The organism is Iodidimonas sp. SYSU 1G8, assembly GCF_039655775.1.
In the GTDB taxonomy this organism is placed as follows: domain Bacteria; phylum Pseudomonadota; class Alphaproteobacteria; order SMXS01; family SMXS01; genus RI-34.
In genome coordinates this window covers 1,379,446-1,398,168 of sequence record NZ_JBBYXJ010000001.1, presented here as the reverse complement: position 1 = coordinate 1,398,168, position 18,723 = coordinate 1,379,446, and the positions used below count along the sequence as shown (strand labels likewise).

17 protein-coding genes are annotated in these 18,723 nt (G+C 67.1%); 6 read left to right on the top strand and 11 right to left on the bottom strand.

The features are described from left to right. Positions 1-105: 105 nt before the first annotated feature. The 9 genes from WJU17_RS06750 to WJU17_RS06710 all read right to left on the bottom strand — a co-directional run bounded on the left by WJU17_RS06750 (position 106) and on the right by WJU17_RS06710 (position 7,916). Positions 106-1,584 carry an aldehyde dehydrogenase family protein gene (locus WJU17_RS06750; protein WP_346326572.1) on the bottom strand — a complete coding sequence of 493 codons (1,479 nt, stop codon included), beginning with the start codon at positions 1,582-1,584 and terminating at the stop codon, positions 106-108. After that, entirely contained in the window at positions 1,571-1,960 is a 390-nt protein-coding gene (locus WJU17_RS06745; protein ID WP_346326571.1) for an NUDIX domain-containing protein, read from the bottom strand. The genes WJU17_RS06750 and WJU17_RS06745 overlap by 14 nt, the downstream gene beginning before the upstream one ends. After that, positions 1,957-2,373: a DUF3830 family protein gene (locus WJU17_RS06740; protein WP_346326570.1), complete on the bottom strand. Its 417-nt coding sequence runs from the start codon at positions 2,371-2,373 to the stop codon at positions 1,957-1,959. Before WJU17_RS06740 ends, WJU17_RS06745 begins: the two co-directional genes overlap by 4 nt. Next, positions 2,370-3,566, bottom strand: coding sequence for a cystathionine beta-lyase (metC, locus tag WJU17_RS06735; RefSeq protein ID WP_346326569.1), 1,197 nt, complete (start codon positions 3,564-3,566; stop codon positions 2,370-2,372). The genes WJU17_RS06740 and metC overlap by 4 nt, the downstream gene beginning before the upstream one ends. Positions 3,567-3,579: 13 nt before the next feature. After that, on the bottom strand, positions 3,580-4,362 hold the full coding sequence (locus WJU17_RS06730) for an SDR family NAD(P)-dependent oxidoreductase (protein ID WP_346326568.1): 783 nt from the start codon (positions 4,360-4,362) through the stop codon (positions 3,580-3,582). After that, entirely contained in the window at positions 4,359-5,159 is an 801-nt protein-coding gene (locus tag WJU17_RS06725; RefSeq protein WP_346326567.1) for an ABC transporter permease subunit, read from the bottom strand. Before WJU17_RS06725 ends, WJU17_RS06730 begins: the two co-directional genes overlap by 4 nt. Beyond that, a complete protein-coding gene (locus tag WJU17_RS06720) occupies positions 5,156-5,920 on the bottom strand; it encodes an ABC transporter permease subunit (protein WP_346326566.1) in 765 nt (254 codons plus the stop codon). The genes WJU17_RS06725 and WJU17_RS06720 overlap by 4 nt, the downstream gene beginning before the upstream one ends. Then, a complete protein-coding gene (locus WJU17_RS06715; RefSeq protein WP_346326565.1) occupies positions 5,913-6,704 on the bottom strand; it encodes an ABC transporter ATP-binding protein in 792 nt (263 codons plus the stop codon). Before WJU17_RS06715 ends, WJU17_RS06720 begins: the two co-directional genes overlap by 8 nt. Before the next feature lie 138 nt (positions 6,705-6,842). After that, positions 6,843-7,916, bottom strand: coding sequence for an ABC transporter substrate-binding protein (locus WJU17_RS06710; protein ID WP_346326564.1), 1,074 nt, complete (start codon positions 7,914-7,916; stop codon positions 6,843-6,845). 150 nt (positions 7,917-8,066) lie between these two features. Between WJU17_RS06710 and WJU17_RS06705 the strand changes: the two genes are divergently transcribed. From WJU17_RS06705 to WJU17_RS06695, 3 genes are read left to right on the top strand one after another with little or no spacing between them, the layout of a single operon-like run. Then, complete coding sequence (locus WJU17_RS06705; protein ID WP_346326563.1) at positions 8,067-9,077, top strand: 2OG-Fe(II) oxygenase family protein; 1,011 nt, start codon at positions 8,067-8,069, stop codon at positions 9,075-9,077. Then, on the top strand, positions 9,067-11,172 hold the full coding sequence (locus WJU17_RS06700; protein WP_346326562.1) for a hydantoinase/oxoprolinase family protein: 2,106 nt from the start codon (positions 9,067-9,069) through the stop codon (positions 11,170-11,172). Before WJU17_RS06705 ends, WJU17_RS06700 begins: the two co-directional genes overlap by 11 nt. Continuing rightward, positions 11,169-12,827, top strand: coding sequence for a hydantoinase B/oxoprolinase family protein (locus WJU17_RS06695; RefSeq protein ID WP_346326561.1), 1,659 nt, complete (start codon positions 11,169-11,171; stop codon positions 12,825-12,827). The genes WJU17_RS06700 and WJU17_RS06695 overlap by 4 nt, the downstream gene beginning before the upstream one ends. A 1-nt stretch (position 12,828) precedes the next feature. Here WJU17_RS06695 and WJU17_RS06690 read toward each other — a convergent pair whose 3' ends face one another. After that, on the bottom strand, positions 12,829-13,767 hold the full coding sequence (locus WJU17_RS06690) for a LysR family transcriptional regulator (protein WP_346326560.1): 939 nt from the start codon (positions 13,765-13,767) through the stop codon (positions 12,829-12,831). 318 nt (positions 13,768-14,085) lie between these two features. On the opposite strand from WJU17_RS06690, the gene WJU17_RS06685 reads away from it, so the two are divergent. Genes WJU17_RS06685 through WJU17_RS06675 form a run of 3 tightly spaced genes read left to right on the top strand, consistent with a single transcriptional unit; the run spans position 14,086 to position 17,790 of the window. Beyond that, positions 14,086-14,877: an SDR family NAD(P)-dependent oxidoreductase gene (locus WJU17_RS06685; RefSeq protein ID WP_346326559.1), complete on the top strand. Its 792-nt coding sequence runs from the start codon at positions 14,086-14,088 to the stop codon at positions 14,875-14,877. A gap of 28 nt (positions 14,878-14,905) precedes the next feature. After that, positions 14,906-16,327: an allantoinase AllB gene (gene allB / locus WJU17_RS06680; protein WP_346326558.1), complete on the top strand. Its 1,422-nt coding sequence runs from the start codon at positions 14,906-14,908 to the stop codon at positions 16,325-16,327. After that, entirely contained in the window at positions 16,324-17,790 is a 1,467-nt protein-coding gene (locus tag WJU17_RS06675; protein ID WP_346326557.1) for an amidohydrolase family protein, read from the top strand. Before allB ends, WJU17_RS06675 begins: the two co-directional genes overlap by 4 nt. 54 nt (positions 17,791-17,844) lie before the next feature. Here WJU17_RS06675 and WJU17_RS06670 read toward each other — a convergent pair whose 3' ends face one another. Continuing rightward, the gene (locus WJU17_RS06670; RefSeq protein ID WP_346326556.1) at positions 17,845-18,651 is read right to left on the bottom strand and encodes a hypothetical protein; all 807 of its coding nucleotides are present in this window, start codon (positions 18,649-18,651) and stop codon (positions 17,845-17,847) included. Positions 18,652-18,723: the final 72 nt, after the last annotated feature.

The window sequence follows — 18,723 nt, the reverse complement described above, 5'->3', positions numbered from 1 at the left end:
GACTGGAAAATTTGTTGACGAGTTCGCCATCTCGTCACGGCGAAATCTGTAACCCTGAATGTTTTATTGATCGAATACGCAGAGGGGGTATTCGCGCGGCGCAGATCAGGCCGTGCGGAACCACAACGATTTCACCTGCAGGTGTTCCTCCAAATGGAGGGTGCCATATTCCCGTCCATAGCCGCTGGCCTTGTAGCCGCCCGACGGCACGGCGGGATCGATCATGTTGTAGCAGTTGACCCAGACCGACCCGGCGCGCAGGGCGCGGCCAAGGCGGTGCGCCCGGGCGAGGTCGCGGGTCCAGACACCGGCGCCCAGCCCGAAGGGCGTGGCGTTGGCGCGCCGGACGGCTTCCTCGGCGGTGTCGAAGGGCAGGACGCTGACGACCGGACCGAACACCTCCTCGCGCACCACCTGCATCTCGTCGCACAGGTCGGCGAGCACGGTCGGGGGCATGAAATATCCGGCGTCCCAGGGCGCGCCGCTCATGCGGCAGCCGCCGGAGACGACCCGCGCGCCCTCGGCCCGCGCGCCGTCGATATAGCCCGCGACGCGGCTCATCTGGCGCGCCGACACCAGCGGCCCCAGATCGGTTTCCGGATCGCGGCCATCGCCGATCCGCAAGTTGGCGGCGAACCGCGCGACTTCGGCGGCAAACGCCTCGGCGATGGGGCGCTCCACGAAAAGCCGCGTCCCGGCGCTGCAGACCTGACCCGAATTGGCGAAGGCGGCGATGGCCGCGGCCGGCACCGCGGCGTCGAGGTCGGCGTCGGCGAAGACGATGTTGGGCGACTTGCCGCCCAGCTCCAATGAAAGCCGCTTCAGATTGCCGGCCGATGCCTGGACGATCTTGCGGCCCGTCACTTCCGAGCCGGTGAAGCTCATCTTGTCCACGTCGAGGTGCGCGGCCAGCGCCGCGCCGGCGGTGGCGCCATGGCCCGGCACGACGTTGATCACGCCCGGCGGCACGCCTGCCTCGAGGCAAAGCGCGCCGAACAGCAGCGGGGACAGCGAGGCATCCTCGGCAGGCTTGAGCACCAGCGTGCAGCCCGTCGCGAGCACGGGCGCGACCTTCAGTACCGTCGCCCAGAGCGGGCCGTTCCAGGGAATGATCGCGCCGCAGACACCGACCGGTTCCTTGACGGTGGCGGCGAACATGTCCGGCACGGAGGGATGAAGCGTCTCGCCGTGCAGCGCGCGCGCCATACCAGCATTGTAGCGCAGCACCCCGGCCAGCAGGCCGACGCTGCCCTGCGTGTGGCGGATGGGCGAGCCCATGTCGAGCGTATCCAAGAGCGCGAAATCCTCGCAGCGCGCATCCAGCAGGTCGGCGAGACGCAGCAGGATGTTTTGCCGCTCGGCGGGCAGCATGCGCGGCCACGGCCCGCTTTCGAAGGCGCGGCGCGCGGCGGCGACCGCCCGGTCGATATCGGCGGCGTCTCCTTCGGCGATGGTGGCCAGGAGGTCACCGGTCGCCGGATTGCGGCTCTCGAAGGTGCGCCCCGTCCGGGCCTCGCACCATTGACCATCGATCAGCAGCCGCTTGACCGTGCCGTCCAGAAAGGGGTGCTCAGTCGATGACATTGTCGGCCTTGAGGCTGTCGAGGATCAGGCGGGTCACCGCCGAGACGGGCGCTGCGTCGCTGGCCGTGAGGAAGCGCAGCTCGGCGATTTCGCCGGACGGCGCCGGTGTGCCGTCGCAGCGGCCCTCATAGGCGTCGACCGCGACGACCAGGCCGGGTTTGCCGTCGGCCGGCGCTTCGAAATGGCCGTGGAACGCGAGGGAAAGCGGGATCAGCGACACGCCCAGTTCCTCGCGGATTTCGCGCGCGAGCGCGTCCAGGTCGCTCTCGCCGGCCTCGGGCTTGCCGCCGGGGACGTAGAACGTCTTGCGGCCATCGGTACGCGCGCAGAGCAGGCGGCGGCGGTCGATGTACAGCCAAGCGAGCTTGCGGATCATTCGGGCGCGCCGAACCGGATGGGCTGCGCCCCTTGCCACAGGATCATGCGACCCAGTTCCGGCAGGTTTTCCAGCCCTTCGGTGATGGTCAGGAACTGGTTGCCCGGCAACTGGCCGAACTTGCTGGCGAAACGCACGTTGCCATAGGCCAGCAGGATCTCGGTTTCACTGACGCCGCCGGGATAGAAGATGAACTGCCCCGGCGCCGGATAGGAGGTGTGATTCTCCCAGGGCAGGTCGAAGACCCGGTCGCCCATGGGGATCCAGCAGCCTTCGCCGCTCCAGCGCACATGGATCAGGCGCTCGTCATAGGGCAGCATGGCGCGGAAGGCGGCGCAGGTCTTCGGCGCGAGCGCTTCCTCAAGCCGCGCGGTGAAGGCGAACGGTCCGGCTTCGATGCGGATCGTACTCATGCCGCCGCCGCCAGCCGGGCAAAGCCCGCTTCCAGATCGGCGATCAGGTCGTCGACGTTTTCCAGCCCCACATGCAGCCGGATCGATGGCCCGGGCGCTTCCCATTTCTGGGCCGAACGCAGGTCCGATGGATAGGTCGGAACGGCGAGGCTTTCATAGCCGCCCCAGGAATAGCCCAGCCGGAACAGCTTCATGTGATCGAGCATGGCGGCAAGCTGACGGTCGGTGCAGGCGTTGAGGACGAGGCCAAACAGGCCCGAGGCGCCGGTGAAGTCCCGCTTCCACAGCGCGTGGCCCGGATCGTCCGGCAGGGCGGGGTAGAGCACGCGCGCCACTTCCGGCCGTCCCTGCAGCCATGTGGCGATTCTCGTGGCGCTCTGCTGGTGCTGCCGCATGCGCAGCGGCAGGGTCCGCAGGCCGCGCAGCGCCATGTAGATGTCGTCGGGGCCGCCGCAATAGCCTGATCCCGACGCGGTCTTCTTGACCGGAATGAACTTGTCCTCGGTGCAGACCGCGATGCCGAGCATCAGGTCGCTGTGACCCGAAATGTATTTCGTCGCGGCGTTGATCGAGACATCGACGCCGTGGGACAGCGGCCTGAAGCAGAAGGGCGATCCCCAGGTGTTGTCCATGATCGTGGTGATGCCGCGCGCCCGGCACAGCCTGGTGATGGCGGGCACGTCGGTGATCTCGAAGGTCAGCGAGCCGGGCGATTCCAGATACACCACTTTGGTGTTGGGCTGGAAAAGCGCCTCGATACCGTCGCCGATCGAGGGCGGATAGTAGGTCACCTCGACGCCGAACTTCTTCAGGAAGTCCTCGCAGAACGCGCGAGCGGGACCATAGAGGCTGTCGACGATCAGCAGATGATCGCCCGCCGACAGGAACGCCGTGAGCGAGGCGCAGATCGCGCCGAGGCCGCACGAGGTGACGACCGCCCGATAACCGCCTTCGAGCAGGGTGATCGCGTCCTCGAAGGCACGCGTGGTCGGGGTGCCTTCCCGGCCGTAGGTGAAACCCACATAGGCGCCGCTGGCCCGGTCGCGACGGGTCTCCAGCAGTTCCTCGACGGATTCGAAGATCACCGTCGAGCAGTGATAGACCGGCGGATTGACCACGCCCTCATTGGCATCCGGGTCGCGCCCCGCATGCAGGGCCTGTGTGTCGCGGTGGTAGGCGCTCAGATCGTTCATTCCTGCCTCATGCTCAAACTATCGTTCCAGCGTCGACGACGATGTCCTGCCCGGTCATCATCCGGCCCGCGCCGGTGACCAGATGCAGTACCGCCGCCGCCACGTCCTCGCCCGACACCAGGCGGCCCAGGGCGCTGCGGCTGACAAAGCGCGCGAGCACCTCGTCCTCGGTCTCGCCATTGGCCTCGGCCGATTTACGGAATTCGCCGCGCAGCCGGTCACCGTCGACACCGCCGGGAGCGACCATGTTCACGGTCACGCCATGCGGGCCCGCGTCGAGCGCCGCCGACTTCACCAGGCCGCGCAGCGCCCATTTCGAGGCGGCATAAACGCCGAATCCGGCAACGCCCTTGTGGCCATAGGTGCCGCCGATGACGACGACCCGGCCCGATGCGCGCGCGATCATGCCCGGCATCACGGCGCGCAGGGACAGCAGGACGCCGAGCACGTTCACGTCGAAGCAGGCATTGAACCCTGCCGCGTCACTTTCCCAGACCGGCATGCGCGGCAGCCCGATCCCGGCCGTGCAGACGAGAATGTCAATGGCGCCGAATTCCGCTTCGGCGCGCGCGGCGGCGGCCTCCATGGCGGTTTGATCCGTGACGTCGGCGGCCAGTACAAGCGCACGGCGGCCTTCAGCGCGGATCGCCTGGGCGGTGATCTCGCCGGTCGCCTCGTCGCGGCCGAGCACGGCGATATCGGCCCCGGCTCGCGCCAGCGCCAGCGCGAGTTCGCGGCCCAGACCGCGGGTTGCGCCGGTGATCAGCGCGGTCTTGCCAGAAAGAGGTTGGGTCATCGGCTCCAGTCCAGCACAAGGCGCTCGATGGCGAGCGTCGCGGTGAAGAACAGATAGGCGGCGCAGGTGCTGGTCAGCACGGTCGCCCACATCAGGGGGAAATTCTGGGTGGAATAGGAATCCAGGATCAGGGTGCCGAGACCCGGCGCGCCCGAGAGCCATTCCGCGAACATGGCGCACAGGATCGCCGAGCTGGCGGCGATGCGAAGACCCGTGAAGATGTAGGGCACGGCGAACGGCACCCTGATCTTCAGCTGGGTCTGCCAGAACGAGGCGCCATAGGTGTGCATCATCTCGAGCGTGTTGAAGGGCGGCGCCAGGAAGCCGCGCTTGGCGGCCAGCATGATCTGGAAGAAGGACAGCAGGGCGACCATGCCGATGGTGTTTCCCGGCCCGCGTCCGAAGATCAGGATGATGAGCGGCGCGATGGCGATCATCGGCACGGTCCGGATGATGATGATCAGCGGCATCAGCGCCCGGCTGAGTCCTTCGGACGCGATGAACGAGATGGCGAGGCCGATGGCGATGGCAACGCTGATCAGCATGCCGGCGATGGTACAGATGATGGTGAAGAGCGCCGCGCCGCCCACCTTGCCTGCCTCGCTCACCAGGGCGCCCAGCGCGGCATGGGGCGGCGGGAGCAGATAGGCCGGGATGCCGAACACGGTGACCACCGCCTGCCAGATGAGCATCAGGCCCAGCAACAGCAGCACGAACGTGCCGATGCGCTGCGCCGTCAGCTTGGCGGCGCCGGCGAAGGGATTGTGCGGGGAGGAGACCGGGGCCGCGCTGCTCATGCGGTCTCCGGCCTGTCGGCGGCGGCGCCGTTGAGAGACAGCTTCTCGAACAGGACCACCAGCATGAACGCGCTGGTCGATACGGCGCAGGCGGTGAACACGCCAGCCCAGAGATCGGTGACCCGCAGGGCGAACAGCGAGTTCAGGATAAAGACGCCCAGGCCGCGCTCGGCGCCGGTCCATTCGGCGATCAGCGCGCCCAGCATGGCGAGCGGCGCCGCGATCTTGAGGCCGACGAACAGATAAGGCAGCGCATAGGGAACGGCGAGCAGCCGGAACCGCTGCAGGGGCGTGGCGGCCAGATTGGTGAACATCTCCTCCGCCGTCTCCGGGGCGGATTTCAGCCCCTGCAGGATCGCGACGAACATGGGAAAGAAGCAGATCAGCACGGTGATGGTGATCCGGGTCGGCAGTGACAGGCCCATCCAGATCACCAGCACCGGTGAGATGGCGATCATGGGAATGCTGTCGATAATGGTGCCGATGCTGACGACAGCCGGTTCCGCCGCCTTGAAGAGGTAGACCAGCACGGCGCACATCAGCGACAGAGTCAGGGCGATCAGGAAGCCGGTGACGGCCACCAGCAGCGTCGGCTCCAGATGGAACCACAGCAGCGAACGGTGCTCGGCGAGGGCCATGGCGATGCGGCTGGGCGGGGCGATGGTGGCCGGCGTCATTCCCAGCGCTACCGCCGCTTCCAGCAGCAGCGCGGCGCCGAGCAGCACCAGCGCGGGGAGGATGAGCCTGCGTCCGTCAGGCATCCAGCATCCCCATCGCATCGCCGAACAGGCTGCGCCGCACGCGCTCGACGGCTTCGGTGAATTCCGGACCGTTCATCTGCGACAGCCGGCGCGGGCGTTCGATGTCGACCTCCACCACGTCGACGATGCGGCCGGGACGGGCCGCGAGAACGAAAACCCGGTCGGCCATGAAGACGGCCTCCTGGATGGAATGGGTCACCATCAGCGAGGTGGTCCGCGCCTCCGCCCTGATACGCAGCAACTCGAGGTTCATGCGGTAGCGGGTGATCTCGTCCAGCGCGCCGAACGGTTCGTCGAGCAGCAGCAGCTTGGGCGACAGGATCAGCGCGCGAGCAATGGCGCAGCGTTGCTGCATGCCGCCGGAAAGCTGCGAGGGGCGGGCGTGCTCGAACCCGGTCAGGCCGACCAGATCGATCAGTTCCTGCGGCGTCGCGCCGGACAGACAGCCCGACGCGCCGACCACTTCCAGCGGCAGCCTGATGTTCTCAATCACTGACCGCCAGGGCAGCAGGGTCGGGTCCTGGAAGACGAAGCCGATCTCGTGGTCGCGCCGGGCGCGGGCGGGTTCACGGCCGCCGATGGTGATGGTGCCCGTGGTCGGCGGCAGGATGTCGGCCACCATGCGCAGCAAGGTCGACTTGCCGCAGCCGGACGGGCCGATCAGCGCGCCGAACTCGCCCTCGGCGATGGTCAGGTCGGTCGGCGCCAACACCTGCACGGAACGGCCGTCGATATCGAAGCTCTTGGTGATCTGGCGGACCGCGAGCTGAAAGGGTGGGGCCATGTCGCCGCTCGGAAGCTGTTGGTCAGGGGGAGTGAGGAGAGAAGTGATCTTCATGACGATCAGTCTGCACGAACGCGGCGTGTACCAGATATGCCAATTCGGATCGGGGGTGATGCCGCAACGGCATCGCTGGCCGGTTCAGAGGGACGCGTGCGCGGCCTTGATCACGTCCTGGGTGAACAGGCTCTCGACGTCGATCTTGCGGCCGGCCGGAATGGTGCCGGCTTCGTGCGCCAGCCGGATATTCTCCTCGAACACGTCCGGGCCGACCCAGAGGAGACCCTCGGTGAGGGCGTCGCCATGGGCGATGTAGCCGCGCATCATTTCCGCCTGAAGGGTCTGCTCGCGCAGATCGCGGCCGGCTTCCGCATAGTTCTCGACGACGATCCGCGCCGCCTCGCGCGGGTTCTCGACCATCCAGCCCCAGCCGCCGATGAGCGCGCGGGTATAGCGGACGAAGACGTCGAAATCCTGTTCCAGCCGGTCGCGGCGGGCGATCAGCAACTCGCCGTACCCGGGCACGCCGATGTCGCTCATCAGCAGAACGTGCGGATTGAAGCCTGACAGCTTCAGCGCGGGGATGGCCGTCGTCGACCAGTTGAAATACGCATCGACCTGCCGTGCCGCCAGCATGCTGGGGTCGGTGCCGACCGGCACGAAACGGACGCTGGCCGGGTCCATGCCGGCACGGCGAAGGAGCGCGGAGACCTGTCCGCGAATACTGTTGGGCAGGCCGATGGTCTTGCCGATCATGTCGCGCAGGGAATTGATCGGCCGGTCGGCGGCGCTGATGATGGCGCCTGGGTCACGCTGGAACACGGCCGCGAAGGCTACCAGAGGCTGGCCGTTGAGCGCGGCCTCGATCATGCCGGGTGGATTGCTCTCGCTGACGAAGGCGCGGCCGCTGGAGACCAAGGTGCGATAGTCCGTGCCCGGTCCGCCGGCGGTGAACCGGACATCCAGCTTTTCGCGCTCGAACAGCCCGAGTTCCTGGGCGATGAAATTGCCGCCGAACTGGACGCCCTTGGTCCAGCCCAGCTGATGGTCGATGCGGAAGAAACCGCCCGGCCCGGTCTGGCTCGAGAAAGCGCCCTGTTGCGCGGCGCGCAGCCAGAGAGCGCCCGTTCCGGCGGCGCAGGCCGCGCCGAGACCGGTCAGGGCCAGGCGGCGCATCGCGTCGCGGCGGTTCAGCCGAAAGAAGGGGTTCGCCATGTCCATCGTGGAAGACTAGCGCCTCTCGCGCCCGCTGTACGTAGACGATTAGTCGACGGTGCCGCGCTGAAAAAGCACCGCAGCAACGCCGCTCGCATGGGATACTCGTCGAAGAAAGGCGATATCGCCCGTGCTGACGGAGATCCTTTCATGAGCAGAAGCGACCAGAGCGAAGACGACAGAATCGTCGCGGAAACCATCGACCTCGCCGAGGTGCCGGTGGTGGATTTCGCTCCCTTCCTGACCAGAGACGCCGAGGCCCGTGCCGCCGTCGCGGCCGAAATCGCCCGGGCCTGCCGGGACATCGGTTTCTTCTACCTGACCGGCCATGGGGTGCCCGAGGCGCTGCGCACGGCCATCTTCGACCAGAGCGCGGCCTTCTATCACCGGCCCGCCGACGAGCGATCGGACGCGCTGGCGACGCCCGAATGGTACCGCGGCTGGGTGCCCGCGCCGCCGCAGACCACCCTGTCGCGGAACACCCGCCTGTTCGATCAGTACCGGCTGCAACTGAACTGGGACGATGCCGGCCAGCCGGGCGATCCCCATGCGCGCATCTTCGACGCACCCAATCGCTGGCCCGGCGACATGCCGGATTTCCGGGTCGCCGGCGAGGCGTACCTGTCCGCCATGCATGGCCTGTCCGTCCAGTTGCTCGGCGCTTTCGCGCTCGGACTCGGTCTGCCGGAAGACCGGTTCGATGGCTACTTCCGCAAGCCGCCCTCACAGCTCAGCCTGCTTTATTATCCGCCGCTGCCGGAAGGGGCCGATATCGACGTGTCGAACACGGTTTCCCATACGGACGAGGGTCCCTTCACCATCCTCGCGCAGGGCGAGGTCGGCGGCCTCGAGGTCAAGCGCCGCGACGGTGTCTGGATCGCGGCGCCGCCGATACCGGGCGCGTTCACCATCAATGTGGGCGACATGATGATGTGGTGGTCCAACGGACAGTTCCTGTCCAACTGGCATCGGGTCAAGAACCGTTCGGGCGGCGAACGTTTCTCGGTCGCCTTCTTCGCCAATCCCGATCGCGACGTGGTGGTGGGACCGCTGCCGGAGATGCTCGACCGGACCGGCGCGCCGCGCTTCGAGCCGGTCAAGGTCTCGGAGCACCTCGCCCGTTTCTACGCCAAGCTGGAGATGGCCGCCGATGGCCGCTGAACGGGACAAGGCCTCGGTCAAGATCGGCGCGGATATCGGCGGCACCTTCACCGACGTGGTGCTGGAGACTCCGGCGGGCCGCCATTCCACCAAGTTGCTGACTACCTACGACGCGCCGGAACGGGCGCTGCTCGACGGAGTCCTGCTGTTGCTCGACGAGGCCGGGCTCGTGCCCGGCGACGTGGGGCTGATCGTTCACGGCACGACGCTGGCGACCAACGCGCTGATCGAGCGCCGCGGCGTGACGACCGGGCTGCTGACGACGGAAGGCTTCCGGGATGTGCTGGAGCTGGGCACGGAAAGCCGCTTCGACCAGTACGACATCGCCATGGAAAAGCCGGTGCCGCTGGTCCCGCGCCGCCTGCGGCTCGGCGTGCCGGAACGGGTCGCCGCCGATGGCGTCGTGCTGCTGCCCCTGGACGAGGATGCCGTGCGCGAGGTCGCCGCCACCATGCGCGGCGCCGGCGTTGAAAGCGTCGCTATCGCGTTTCTGCACAGCTATGCCAATCCGGCCCATGAGCGGCGCGCGGCCGAAATCGTGCGCGCGGAAATGCCGGGCGTCAGCGTCTCGCTGTCCAGCGAGGTTTCGCCGGAGATGCGGGAGTACGAGCGGTTTTCCACCACGGTGGCCAACGCCTATGTGCAGCCGTTGGTCGACCATTACCTGCGCCGCCTCGATGCCCGGCTGCGCGAGTTGGGTTTCGACTGCCCGTTCTTCCTGATGCTGTCGTCGGGCGGACTGACGACTGTCGATACGGCGGCGCGCTTTCCCGTCCGCTTGGTGGAATCGGGTCCCGCGGGCGGCGCGATCTTCGCCGCGTCCATCGCCGCCGAGCGCGGCATCGCGCACATGCTGGCGCTCGACGTGGGCGGCACCACGGCGAAGATCTGTCTGATCGACCACGGTCAGCCGAGGACGCTGCCCGGTTTCGAGGTGGCGCGGGTGCATCGCTTCCGCAAGGGCAGCGGATTGCCACTGCGTATTCCGGTGGTCGAGATGGTCGAGATCGGCGCGGGCGGCGGCTCCATCGCCGGCCTGGATTCCGCCGGGCGCCTCAGGGTGGGACCGCAAAGCGCGGGTTCGGAACCCGGGCCGGCGGCCTATGGGCGTGGCGGCGTCAATCCAACCGTGACCGACGCTGATATCGTGCTGGGCCGGATCGACCCGTCAGCCTTCGCTGGCGGCAAGGTGACCCTGTCGCCCGAGGCCGCCAGCCTGGCGCTGGAGAATCTCCATGCCTGGGGCGCGGATGCGGCGACGCTGGCCATGGGTGTCAGCGAGATCGTCGACGAGACCATGGCCAGCGCCGCGCGGGTTCACGCGGTCGAGCAGGGCACCACGACGGATGGCAGGACGCTCATCGCCTTCGGCGGCGCCGCGCCGCTTCATGCCGTGCGGATCGCCGAGAAGCTCGGGATTGACGAGGTCATCGTGCCGCGCAGCGCCGGCGTGGGCTCGGCGGTCGGCTTCCTGCGGGCGCCCATCTCCTACGAACTGGCGCGCAGCCTGCCGCAGCGCCTCGACCGGATCGACTTCGCGGCGGTCAACGCTTTGCTGCAGGACATGGCCGGTGAAGCCCGCGCCCTGGTGACGCAGGGCGCGGCCGGCAAGCCCATGATCGAACAGCGGTCGTGTCTCGCCCGCTATGTGGGGCAGGGATACGAAATTCCCGTCGCGCTGCCGCCGCGCGCGCTGACGGAGGACGACCATGACGTGCTGCTGGCGGCGTTCGAGGCCGCCTATCGCGATCAGTATGGCGGGGTGACCATTCCGCTGGCGGTGGAAATCCTGACCTGGCGCGTCGTCGTGCGCACCGAATTGCCGCTCGTGGCGGCTGCTTCCTGCACCGGGCGAGGCCGGGACGGGGTCGCCGAGACCTATCGCGACGTCATCGACCCGGCGACCGGCCAGACCGAGAAATTCGGTGTCTACCGGCGCGACTCGCTGGTGCCCGGCGACCGCTTTCCGGGGCCGGCCCTGATCGTCGAGCGCGAGACCACCACGGTGGTGTCGCCCCGCTTCGACGGGATGATCGACGGCCATGGCTACATCGTCCTGACCCGCCGCGCTTCAAAGGAGGCTCTCGTACCATGACCGCAGCCCTTTCCGACCTGCGGATGCAGGTGATGTGGACCCGCCTGATCTCGGTGGTCGAGGAACAGGCGCAGACGCTGATGCGCACCGCCTTTTCGACCACGGTCCGGGATGCGGGCGATCTGTCGGCGGCGGTCTTCGACATGCGCGGGCGGCTGGTCGCCGAAGCGGTAACCGGCACGCCCGGACACGTCAATTCCATGGCCGAGGGGGTACGGCATTTCCTCGCCAAGTTTCCGCCCGAGACCATGGCCGAGGGCGATCACTACATCACCAACGATCCGTGGCTGACCGCCGGGCATCTGCACGACGTCACGGTCATCAGCCCGGTGTTCCATCGCGGCGCGGTGACGGCCATGCTGGGCGTCTGCTGCCATCAGGTGGATATCGGCGGGCTGGGGCAGGGGCCGGACGGCCGCTCCATCTATGAGGAAGGCCTGCAGATTCCGCTGCTGAAACTGGTCTCCAGGGGCGTGGTGAACGCGGACCTGATGGACATCCTGCGCCAGAACGTGCGCACGCCGCTGCAGGTCGAGGGCGACGTGCTGTCCTATGTCACCAGCAACGAGACCGGCGCGCGCCGGCTGCGGGAGATGCTGGATGAATTCGACATGCCCGGTCTCGATCCCATCGCCGACTACATCATCGATCACTCGCTCGCCGCGACCCGCGCGGAAATCGCCAAGTTGCCTGAGGGCACATGGTCGGCCCAGATGACCATCGACGGCTATGACCATCCCATCACCCTGCGCGCCACGCTGACCATCGCGGATGGCGCGGTGACGGTGGATTACGATGGCACCGATCCGGCCGTGCCGCGCGGGATCAACGTGGTGATGAATTATTGCCGCGCCTACACGGTGTTCGGGCTGCGCTGCGTGGTCTCGCCGGAGATTCCCAACAATAACGGCGCCCTGTCGCCCTTCGTCGTGAAGGCGCCGCTGGGCAGCATCGTCAACGTGGAGCGGCCGTGGCCGGTCGCGGCCCGTCACGTCATCGGCCAGATGCTGCCCGACGTGGTGTTCGGCTGTCTGGCGCAGGCGTTGCCGGGCCGCGTGCCCGCCGAAGGCTCATCCTGCCTCTGGAGCGTGCAGTTGCGGGGGCGGCGCGCGAGCGCGGGCGGGAATGCACCGGGCGAGTCCTTCGACACCGTCTTCTTCAACAGCGGCGGCAGCGGCGCGCGGCCGGTCCAGGACGGGCTGTCCGGAACGGCGTTTCCCAGCGGCGTGCGCGCCATGCCGGTCGAGGTCATCGAATCGGGCGCGCCCATCGTCATCTGGAAGAAGGAGTTGCGGGCCGACAGCGGCGGCGCCGGGGAACGGCGCGGCGGTCTAGGGCAGACCGTCGTGGTCGGCGGGCGCGGCGATGCGCCGTTCGAGGTGCTCGCCATGTTCGAGCGGGTCGACCGGCCGGCGCGGGGCCGCGACGGCGGCGGCGACGGCAGCGCGGGCGTGGTCCGGCTGGCCTCGGGCGGCGTGCTGCGCGCGAAAGGGCTGCAGCCGATCCCGCGCGGCGACCGGCTCGTGCTCGAGGTGCCGGGCGGCGCCGGTCTCGGTGATCCGAAGGGAAGGCCGCGCGCGGCGGTCGAGGCGGATGTGGATGCCGGGTTCGTGTCGCCGCGGTCCGCCCGCGACGATTACGGGCTCACGGAATAACTCAGGCTGCGGGCGCATCCTCCCGCATGGGCAGGGTGCGCAGATCCTCCAGCCGCCGGGACAGCTGTTCGGCGAACTTGGCGGCGGCCAGCGGCAGGGTGCGGCCCTTGAGCTGGCCGAGCACCAGCGGTCCATAGGGGTTGTCGGCGGGATGCAGCGGCCGAACGGCAAAGCGCGGATCGCCGCGCCAGCCCAGCGCGCCGATGTCGATCTGGAAGGTGATCGCGTGGTTGCTCATGACGTAATCGGCCAGCATGTCAAAGGAATTGGTCTCCAGCACCACGTTGAACTTGGCGGAGCTGGAGGCAAGCCGGTCCTCAATGATCTCGCGGCCGCCGAACGAGCGGTCGGGCAGGGCGACGTCGTAGAGGGAGCAGTCGCGCAGGCGCAGCGTCTCCTGCGCCGCCAGCGGATGATCCGCCGCCATGATGGCGACAAGGCCCTGGCCGACCGAAAGGATGGTCTGGAACTCCGCCGCCAGCGACGGGCGGAAGATGAGGACCACATCGCTTTCATAGGCGATCAGCGATTGCAGCGCCTTGTGGTGATCCGACACGGTGATGTGGAAGCGGACCTTGGGGTGCAGCTTCTGAAACTCGAGGATTTCCTTGATGATGAAGCTGCGCGCGACCGCCTGGCTGCAGGCGATGCGAATCTCGCCGAGCTGCAGCCCCGAGAGTTCCTCGATCTGCGAATAAACCCGTCGCAGATCTGCATTCTGGCGGCGGATCCAGTGGATCAAAACCTCGCCCGCGGCCGTGAGTTGGACACCCGAGGCGTGACGCTCGAACACGGCGGCGTTGAGATCGTATTCCACGTCCTGGATTCGCCTGAGCAAAGCCGAGGGCGTCACGTTGAGGCGGGAAGCCGCCTGCCGCACCGATCCGACCCGCGCGACCTCGTCGATGTAGCGCCAAATGCGCATGTTCCTGAGCGCCATGAAATCTTCTCCGTAGCCATTCCGGCAACACCAGTGGTCCAAATCGGCACTTCCTTGGCAACAGCCAAGGTCGCTAATCAGGAATGCAGCGGCAGCGGATCGAACGGGAATGCGCCTGGCGGGCGACGGTCGAGAACGCGAACGGGTTACCAATCTCTGGATGACTGGTATTCAGGTAGTAACAGTAAAACAACAGGAGGTGTCAACAAAATATTTAAATATACCACTCATTGAAGACTATAATGATCAGTAAAGAATCAATCGTGCTTCAATTGCATGTAGTATTCAGGAATATGATGACAATATCGGAGGGTGCCGATGGAGTTGGGATTATCGGGCAAGGTGGCGGTCTTCACGGGCCCAGGCAAGGGCATGGGGCCAGCCGTGACCGAGGCGTTCGCCCGCGAGGGATGCCGGCTCGTGCTCGCGGGCCGCGATCTGCAGGCGCTTGAGGCCGTGGCCGACAGCGCCCGGTCGCTGGGCGCGGAAACCATCGTGGTCCCGTGCGACGTCACGGTCGCGTCGGACACGCAGCGGCTTGCCGAGGAGGCGCTGACTGCTTTCGGTACCATCGACGTGCTGGTCAACATGGCCGGCGGCACCGGGCCGGTCGGCAAGACGGCGTGGGAGACCACGCAGGAAGAATTCGACCAGATCGTCCAGCTGAACATGACGGGCTGCTTCAACAGCATGCGCGCGATGCTGCCCGGCATGATCGAGCGACGTTACGGCAAGATCGTCAATGTTGGCGGCACCTTCGGCATGCGCGGCCGCGCCGGCAGAATGGCGTATTCGGCTTCCAAATGGGGCCTGCGGGGCATCACCAAATCGACCGCTATCGAAGCGGGACCCTACAATGTGAACGTCAATTGCGTCGCGCCTGGCATGGTCGATGGACCGCGCTTCCGGACCAAGGTGATGCCTGGCTATGCCAAGGCGAAAGGGATCACCGAGGACGAGGCCATTGCCGCGCATGCCGCCGAATACGCGCTGCGCCGTATCAGCACCGCCGCCGATGTCGCCAATGCGTGCCTGTTCCTGTCATCCGACGTCTCCCGCCAGATCACGGGCATCGACATGCCCGTGGATGGCGGCTGGGCCATGCTCTGATTCCTTCCAAACGCGAGTTGCCATTCCCATGATCGCTGACCTCGTCATCTCCGGCGCCACCATCGTCACCGACACCGCGCAGTTTTCCGCGTCCATCGCCATCAAGGATGGCGCGATCCTCGCCATCGGCGACGCCGCGGCCATGCCCGAGGCAAAGGAGACGCTCGATGCGACAGGCAAGTACATCCTGCCCGGCGCCATCGATGCTCATGTCCATTTCCGCGAGCCCGGCTACAGCCACAAGGAAACCTGGGAAACCGGCACGGCCAGCGCGGCCATGGGCGGCGTCACCACCGTGTTCGAAATGCCGAACACCAAGCCGCCGACCGGCACGGTCGAGGCGCTGAACCTCAAGCTGAAGGCCGCTGAGAGCGCCTATGTGGATTTCGGCATCTACGGTCTGCTGGGCGAGAGCAATCTCGACCAGTTGGAGGCCTTGATCGAGGGCGGCGTCGCCGGCTTCAAGTGCTTCATGGGCAACACCTTCGCCAACCTGCCGTCGCCGCCCACGGGCGCGATCCTGGAAGGGTTCGAGATCATCGCCAAGCATGGCTACCGCATCGCCCTGCATGCCGAGAACGCCTCGATCATGGCGCGGCGCGAGACCAAGCTGAAAGAAGCGGGCCGCAACGATCCGCTGGCGCATCTGGCGGCGCGCCCGCCCGTGGTCGCGGTCGAGGCGGTGGCCCGGGCGGCGATCCTGGCCGAATGGACGGGCGCCCGCATTCACATCCTGCATGTCTCGTCCGGCGACGAGTTGCGGCCGCTGCGCGAGGCGAAGGCACGCGGCGTGGACATCACGGCCGAGACCTGTCCGCACTACCTGCTGCTGGACGAGCACGCCTATACGGAAATGGGGTCGCTGATCCGGGTCAATCCGCCGGTGCGCGAGAAGAGCCATCAGGATCAGCTCTGGGCCGGCGTGCGCGACCGGACCATCGACATGATCGCCACCGATCACGCACCGCACAGCGCGGCGGAAAAGCACAAGGACGACATCTGGTGCGCCGACTGCGGCTTTACCGGCGTCGAGACCCAGATGCCGCTGATGCTGACGCAGGTGTCCGCCGGCCGCATGACCCTGAACGACTATGTCCGCATGACGTCCACCGCGCCGGCATTGGCCTTTGGCCTCTATCCCCGTAAGGGCGCATTGCTGCCGGGTTCGGACGCGGACCTGGTGGTGATCGACATGGACCGTCCGGAAACCGTTGACTCGGCGCGCCTGCAATCCAAGAGTCCCAGCACGCCGTTCGACAAGGCCGAGGTGACCGGAATGCCAATCCATACGCTGGTGCGCGGCCGGTTCGTAATGAAGGACCGCACCCTGATGACCGACGCGCGCGGGCACGGTCTTTCCGTACGGCGTATCCAGCGGATGCCGACGCCGACTCCAAAAAACCTGGAACATACGACCGCCGCGATCCTGGCGGCCAAGCCGTCGCGATGACGGCGCCCGGGATCGTCCGCGCCGGCCGGGTGCTGACCGCGCCAGGCCATGAGGCGCCGCTCGGTCCCACGGTCATTCACATGGAGCATGGCCGTATCGCAAGGCTGGAGCCTGTCGATGCAGGTTCTCTCACGCCCGAAGAGGCCGGCATGCTGGCGATGCCCGCGCCGGCCGATGCGCACGATCATGGGCGCGGCTTGCGGACCCTCGCCTATGGCGCCGCGGACGGCCCGCTGGAATTGTGGCTGCCGGCGCTGGCGCGACACCCCCGGGTCGATCCCTATCTTTGCGCGGCGGTGGCGTTCGGGCGCATGGCCGAAGGCGGCATCTGCGCCGCCAATCATTGTCACAACACCCAGAACCCGGCAGCGCTTCTCGCCGAAGCGGAGGCCGTGTCGGGCGCCGCGCGTGACGTGGGTATCGCGGTGGCTTTCGCCTTGCCGTTCTTCGATCGCAACCCTGCGGTCTATGGGGATCTGGATGCCCTGCTGGCGACACTCGATCCCGCCGATCGTCCCGGTCTCGTGGCGCAGGCGGCGGCGTTACGGCCGCTGGCCGCCAACATGGCGCTGGCCGAGCAGATCGCGGCGCTCGAACATGATGGCTTTCGGCTGCAATATTGTCCGGTCGGCCCGCAATGGGCGACGCACGAGACGTTGGCCGCCATCGCCGAGGCGTCGGCGGCGACGGGCCGGCGGGTTCACATGCATCTGCTGGAAACCGAGCGCCAGCGCCAGTGGGCCGATGCCCATTACCCGCAGGGTCTGATCCCGTTTCTCGATACGCTTGGATTGCTCACGCCGCGGCTGACCGTCGCGCATGCCGTCTGGCTGCGGCCCGATGAATGCGCGCTGCTCGCCGAGCGCGGCGTGACGGTGTCGATCAACGTGTCGTCCAACATGCGGCTGCGGTCAGGTGGCGCGCCGCTGGATGATATGCGCGCGGCGGGACTGGACTACGGTATCGGTCTCGACGGCGCCAGTTTCGACGATGACGAGGACATGCTGCGCGAGATGCGTCTTGTCCGGCATGTCCATGCGCTGGGCAAGACAGGCGCGCCGCCCATGAGCCCGGCCGAGATTTTTGACGCGGCGCTGGTCACGGGCCGCCGTACGATTCTGGGGGACGATGGCGGGGGACGGATCATGCCCGGCGCGCCGGCCGATCTTGCCCTGCTGGATTTCGCCGGCATGAGCAGGGACTGTGTCCATGACGATCTGGACGAGGTCGATCTGCTGCTCGGGCGCATGACGGCGCGGCACCTGTCGTCGCTGTTCGTCGCTGGCCGAGAGGTCGTCCGGAATGGGCGGTGCGTCACGGTCGATCTGATTGCGCTTGAGCAGCGACTGACCGACGAGGCGCGGGCCGCTTATAATCGCGCGCCGCCGGACCGGGAGCGAATTGCACGGCTTCAGGAAGGAATCGCGGGCTTTTACGCTCGAGGCAATCACCGCTGCCCATGAAAAAATCCCCGGACATTTCTGTCCGGGGACTTGTTTCACGCGATGAGCCCGCCGTTACTTGCGAGCAAAGGCCTGGATGGTGACCTGACGGTCGCCAACCGGGCGGCAACGCATATCGAGACTGCGAATGTTCCGTTCGCGGCCAGGCAGATCGATACGACGGAAATCGCCCATCCGCAGCACGCCGCGGTTGCCAATGTCCAGGTCGCGGGTCCGGCCATTGCCGAAGGTCACGCGAACCCGGGTGCACTGGGCATCGCCATTGGCGGCGCGGAGGCCGATGGCGTCGACGTTGCGGCCAGCCCAGCCCGTGAAGACGGCTTCGCGATCGCGGCGACCCTCGAAGCTTTCACGGCCCAGACGGACCCAGCCGTCAACATCATCGCCCGGACGCCCCGGTCGGCCAGGACCCCAGCCCGGTCCCGGACCCTGCGGCGGGCGCGGGAAGAAGTTTGACCATGCCGGATTACGCATCCACACGTCGCGGTAGCCGCCGAGTTCCGCGCCGATGGTGATCCGCGCCTCGCGGCGCCCCAGCGCCGCGCAATCGAAGTCGAGGCGGCGAACCGTACGTTCATTGCCGGGCAGATCGACGGTGGCGATGCTGCCGCGCCTGATCCAGCCTTCGAATATCTTGCGCGTCTTGCCATTATTGAACGTCGCGGTCACGCGGCGGCATTCAACGTCGTTACTGGTCACGGCGAAGCTCAGCCGCTCCACTGGGCCGCCGAAATTGGTGTAGGCGCGCGCCTTATCGCCGCCGCGGTCGAAGTCCACCGTGCCGATCGTATCCCACGCCGCAAGCGCCGGCGTCGACATCGCGCCGAGCACGACAGCCGCCAGCAGGCCTAATTTCTTCATCGGAGTCTCCTCTTGGTGTTTGTGGCCACTTGATACCGCCCGCAGGCTGAACGCTGGCTGAAGAGCGTGGTT

Bases quoted from the DNA above. Each gene is read 5' to 3' on its own strand.
- WJU17_RS06720 (WP_346326566.1), bottom strand. From the start codon at position 5,920: ATGCCTGACGGACGCAGGCTCATCCTCCCCGCGCTGGTGCTGCTCGGC.
- WJU17_RS06675 (WP_346326557.1), top strand. From the start codon at position 16,324: ATGACGGCGCCCGGGATCGTCCGCGCCGGCCGGGTGCTGACCGCGCCA.
- metC (WP_346326569.1), bottom strand. From the start codon at position 3,566: ATGAACGATCTGAGCGCCTACCACCGCGACACACAGGCCCTGCATGCG.
- WJU17_RS06745 (WP_346326571.1), bottom strand. From the start codon at position 1,960: ATGATCCGCAAGCTCGCTTGGCTGTACATCGACCGCCGCCGCCTGCTC.
- WJU17_RS06685 (WP_346326559.1), top strand. From the start codon at position 14,086: ATGGAGTTGGGATTATCGGGCAAGGTGGCGGTCTTCACGGGCCCAGGC.
- WJU17_RS06740 (WP_346326570.1), bottom strand. From the start codon at position 2,373: ATGAGTACGATCCGCATCGAAGCCGGACCGTTCGCCTTCACCGCGCGG.
- WJU17_RS06700 (WP_346326562.1), top strand. From the start codon at position 9,067: ATGGCCGCTGAACGGGACAAGGCCTCGGTCAAGATCGGCGCGGATATC.
- allB (WP_346326558.1), top strand. From the start codon at position 14,906: ATGATCGCTGACCTCGTCATCTCCGGCGCCACCATCGTCACCGACACC.
- WJU17_RS06705 (WP_346326563.1), top strand. From the start codon at position 8,067: ATGAGCAGAAGCGACCAGAGCGAAGACGACAGAATCGTCGCGGAAACC.
- WJU17_RS06690 (WP_346326560.1), bottom strand. From the start codon at position 13,767: ATGGCGCTCAGGAACATGCGCATTTGGCGCTACATCGACGAGGTCGCG.
- WJU17_RS06670 (WP_346326556.1), bottom strand. From the start codon at position 18,651: ATGAAGAAATTAGGCCTGCTGGCGGCTGTCGTGCTCGGCGCGATGTCG.
- WJU17_RS06730 (WP_346326568.1), bottom strand. From the start codon at position 4,362: ATGACCCAACCTCTTTCTGGCAAGACCGCGCTGATCACCGGCGCAACC.
- WJU17_RS06695 (WP_346326561.1), top strand. From the start codon at position 11,169: ATGACCGCAGCCCTTTCCGACCTGCGGATGCAGGTGATGTGGACCCGC.
- WJU17_RS06715 (WP_346326565.1), bottom strand. From the start codon at position 6,704: ATGGCCCCACCCTTTCAGCTCGCGGTCCGCCAGATCACCAAGAGCTTC.
- WJU17_RS06725 (WP_346326567.1), bottom strand. From the start codon at position 5,159: ATGAGCAGCGCGGCCCCGGTCTCCTCCCCGCACAATCCCTTCGCCGGC.
- WJU17_RS06710 (WP_346326564.1), bottom strand. From the start codon at position 7,916: ATGGCGAACCCCTTCTTTCGGCTGAACCGCCGCGACGCGATGCGCCGC.
- WJU17_RS06750 (WP_346326572.1), bottom strand. From the start codon at position 1,584: ATGTCATCGACTGAGCACCCCTTTCTGGACGGCACGGTCAAGCGGCTG.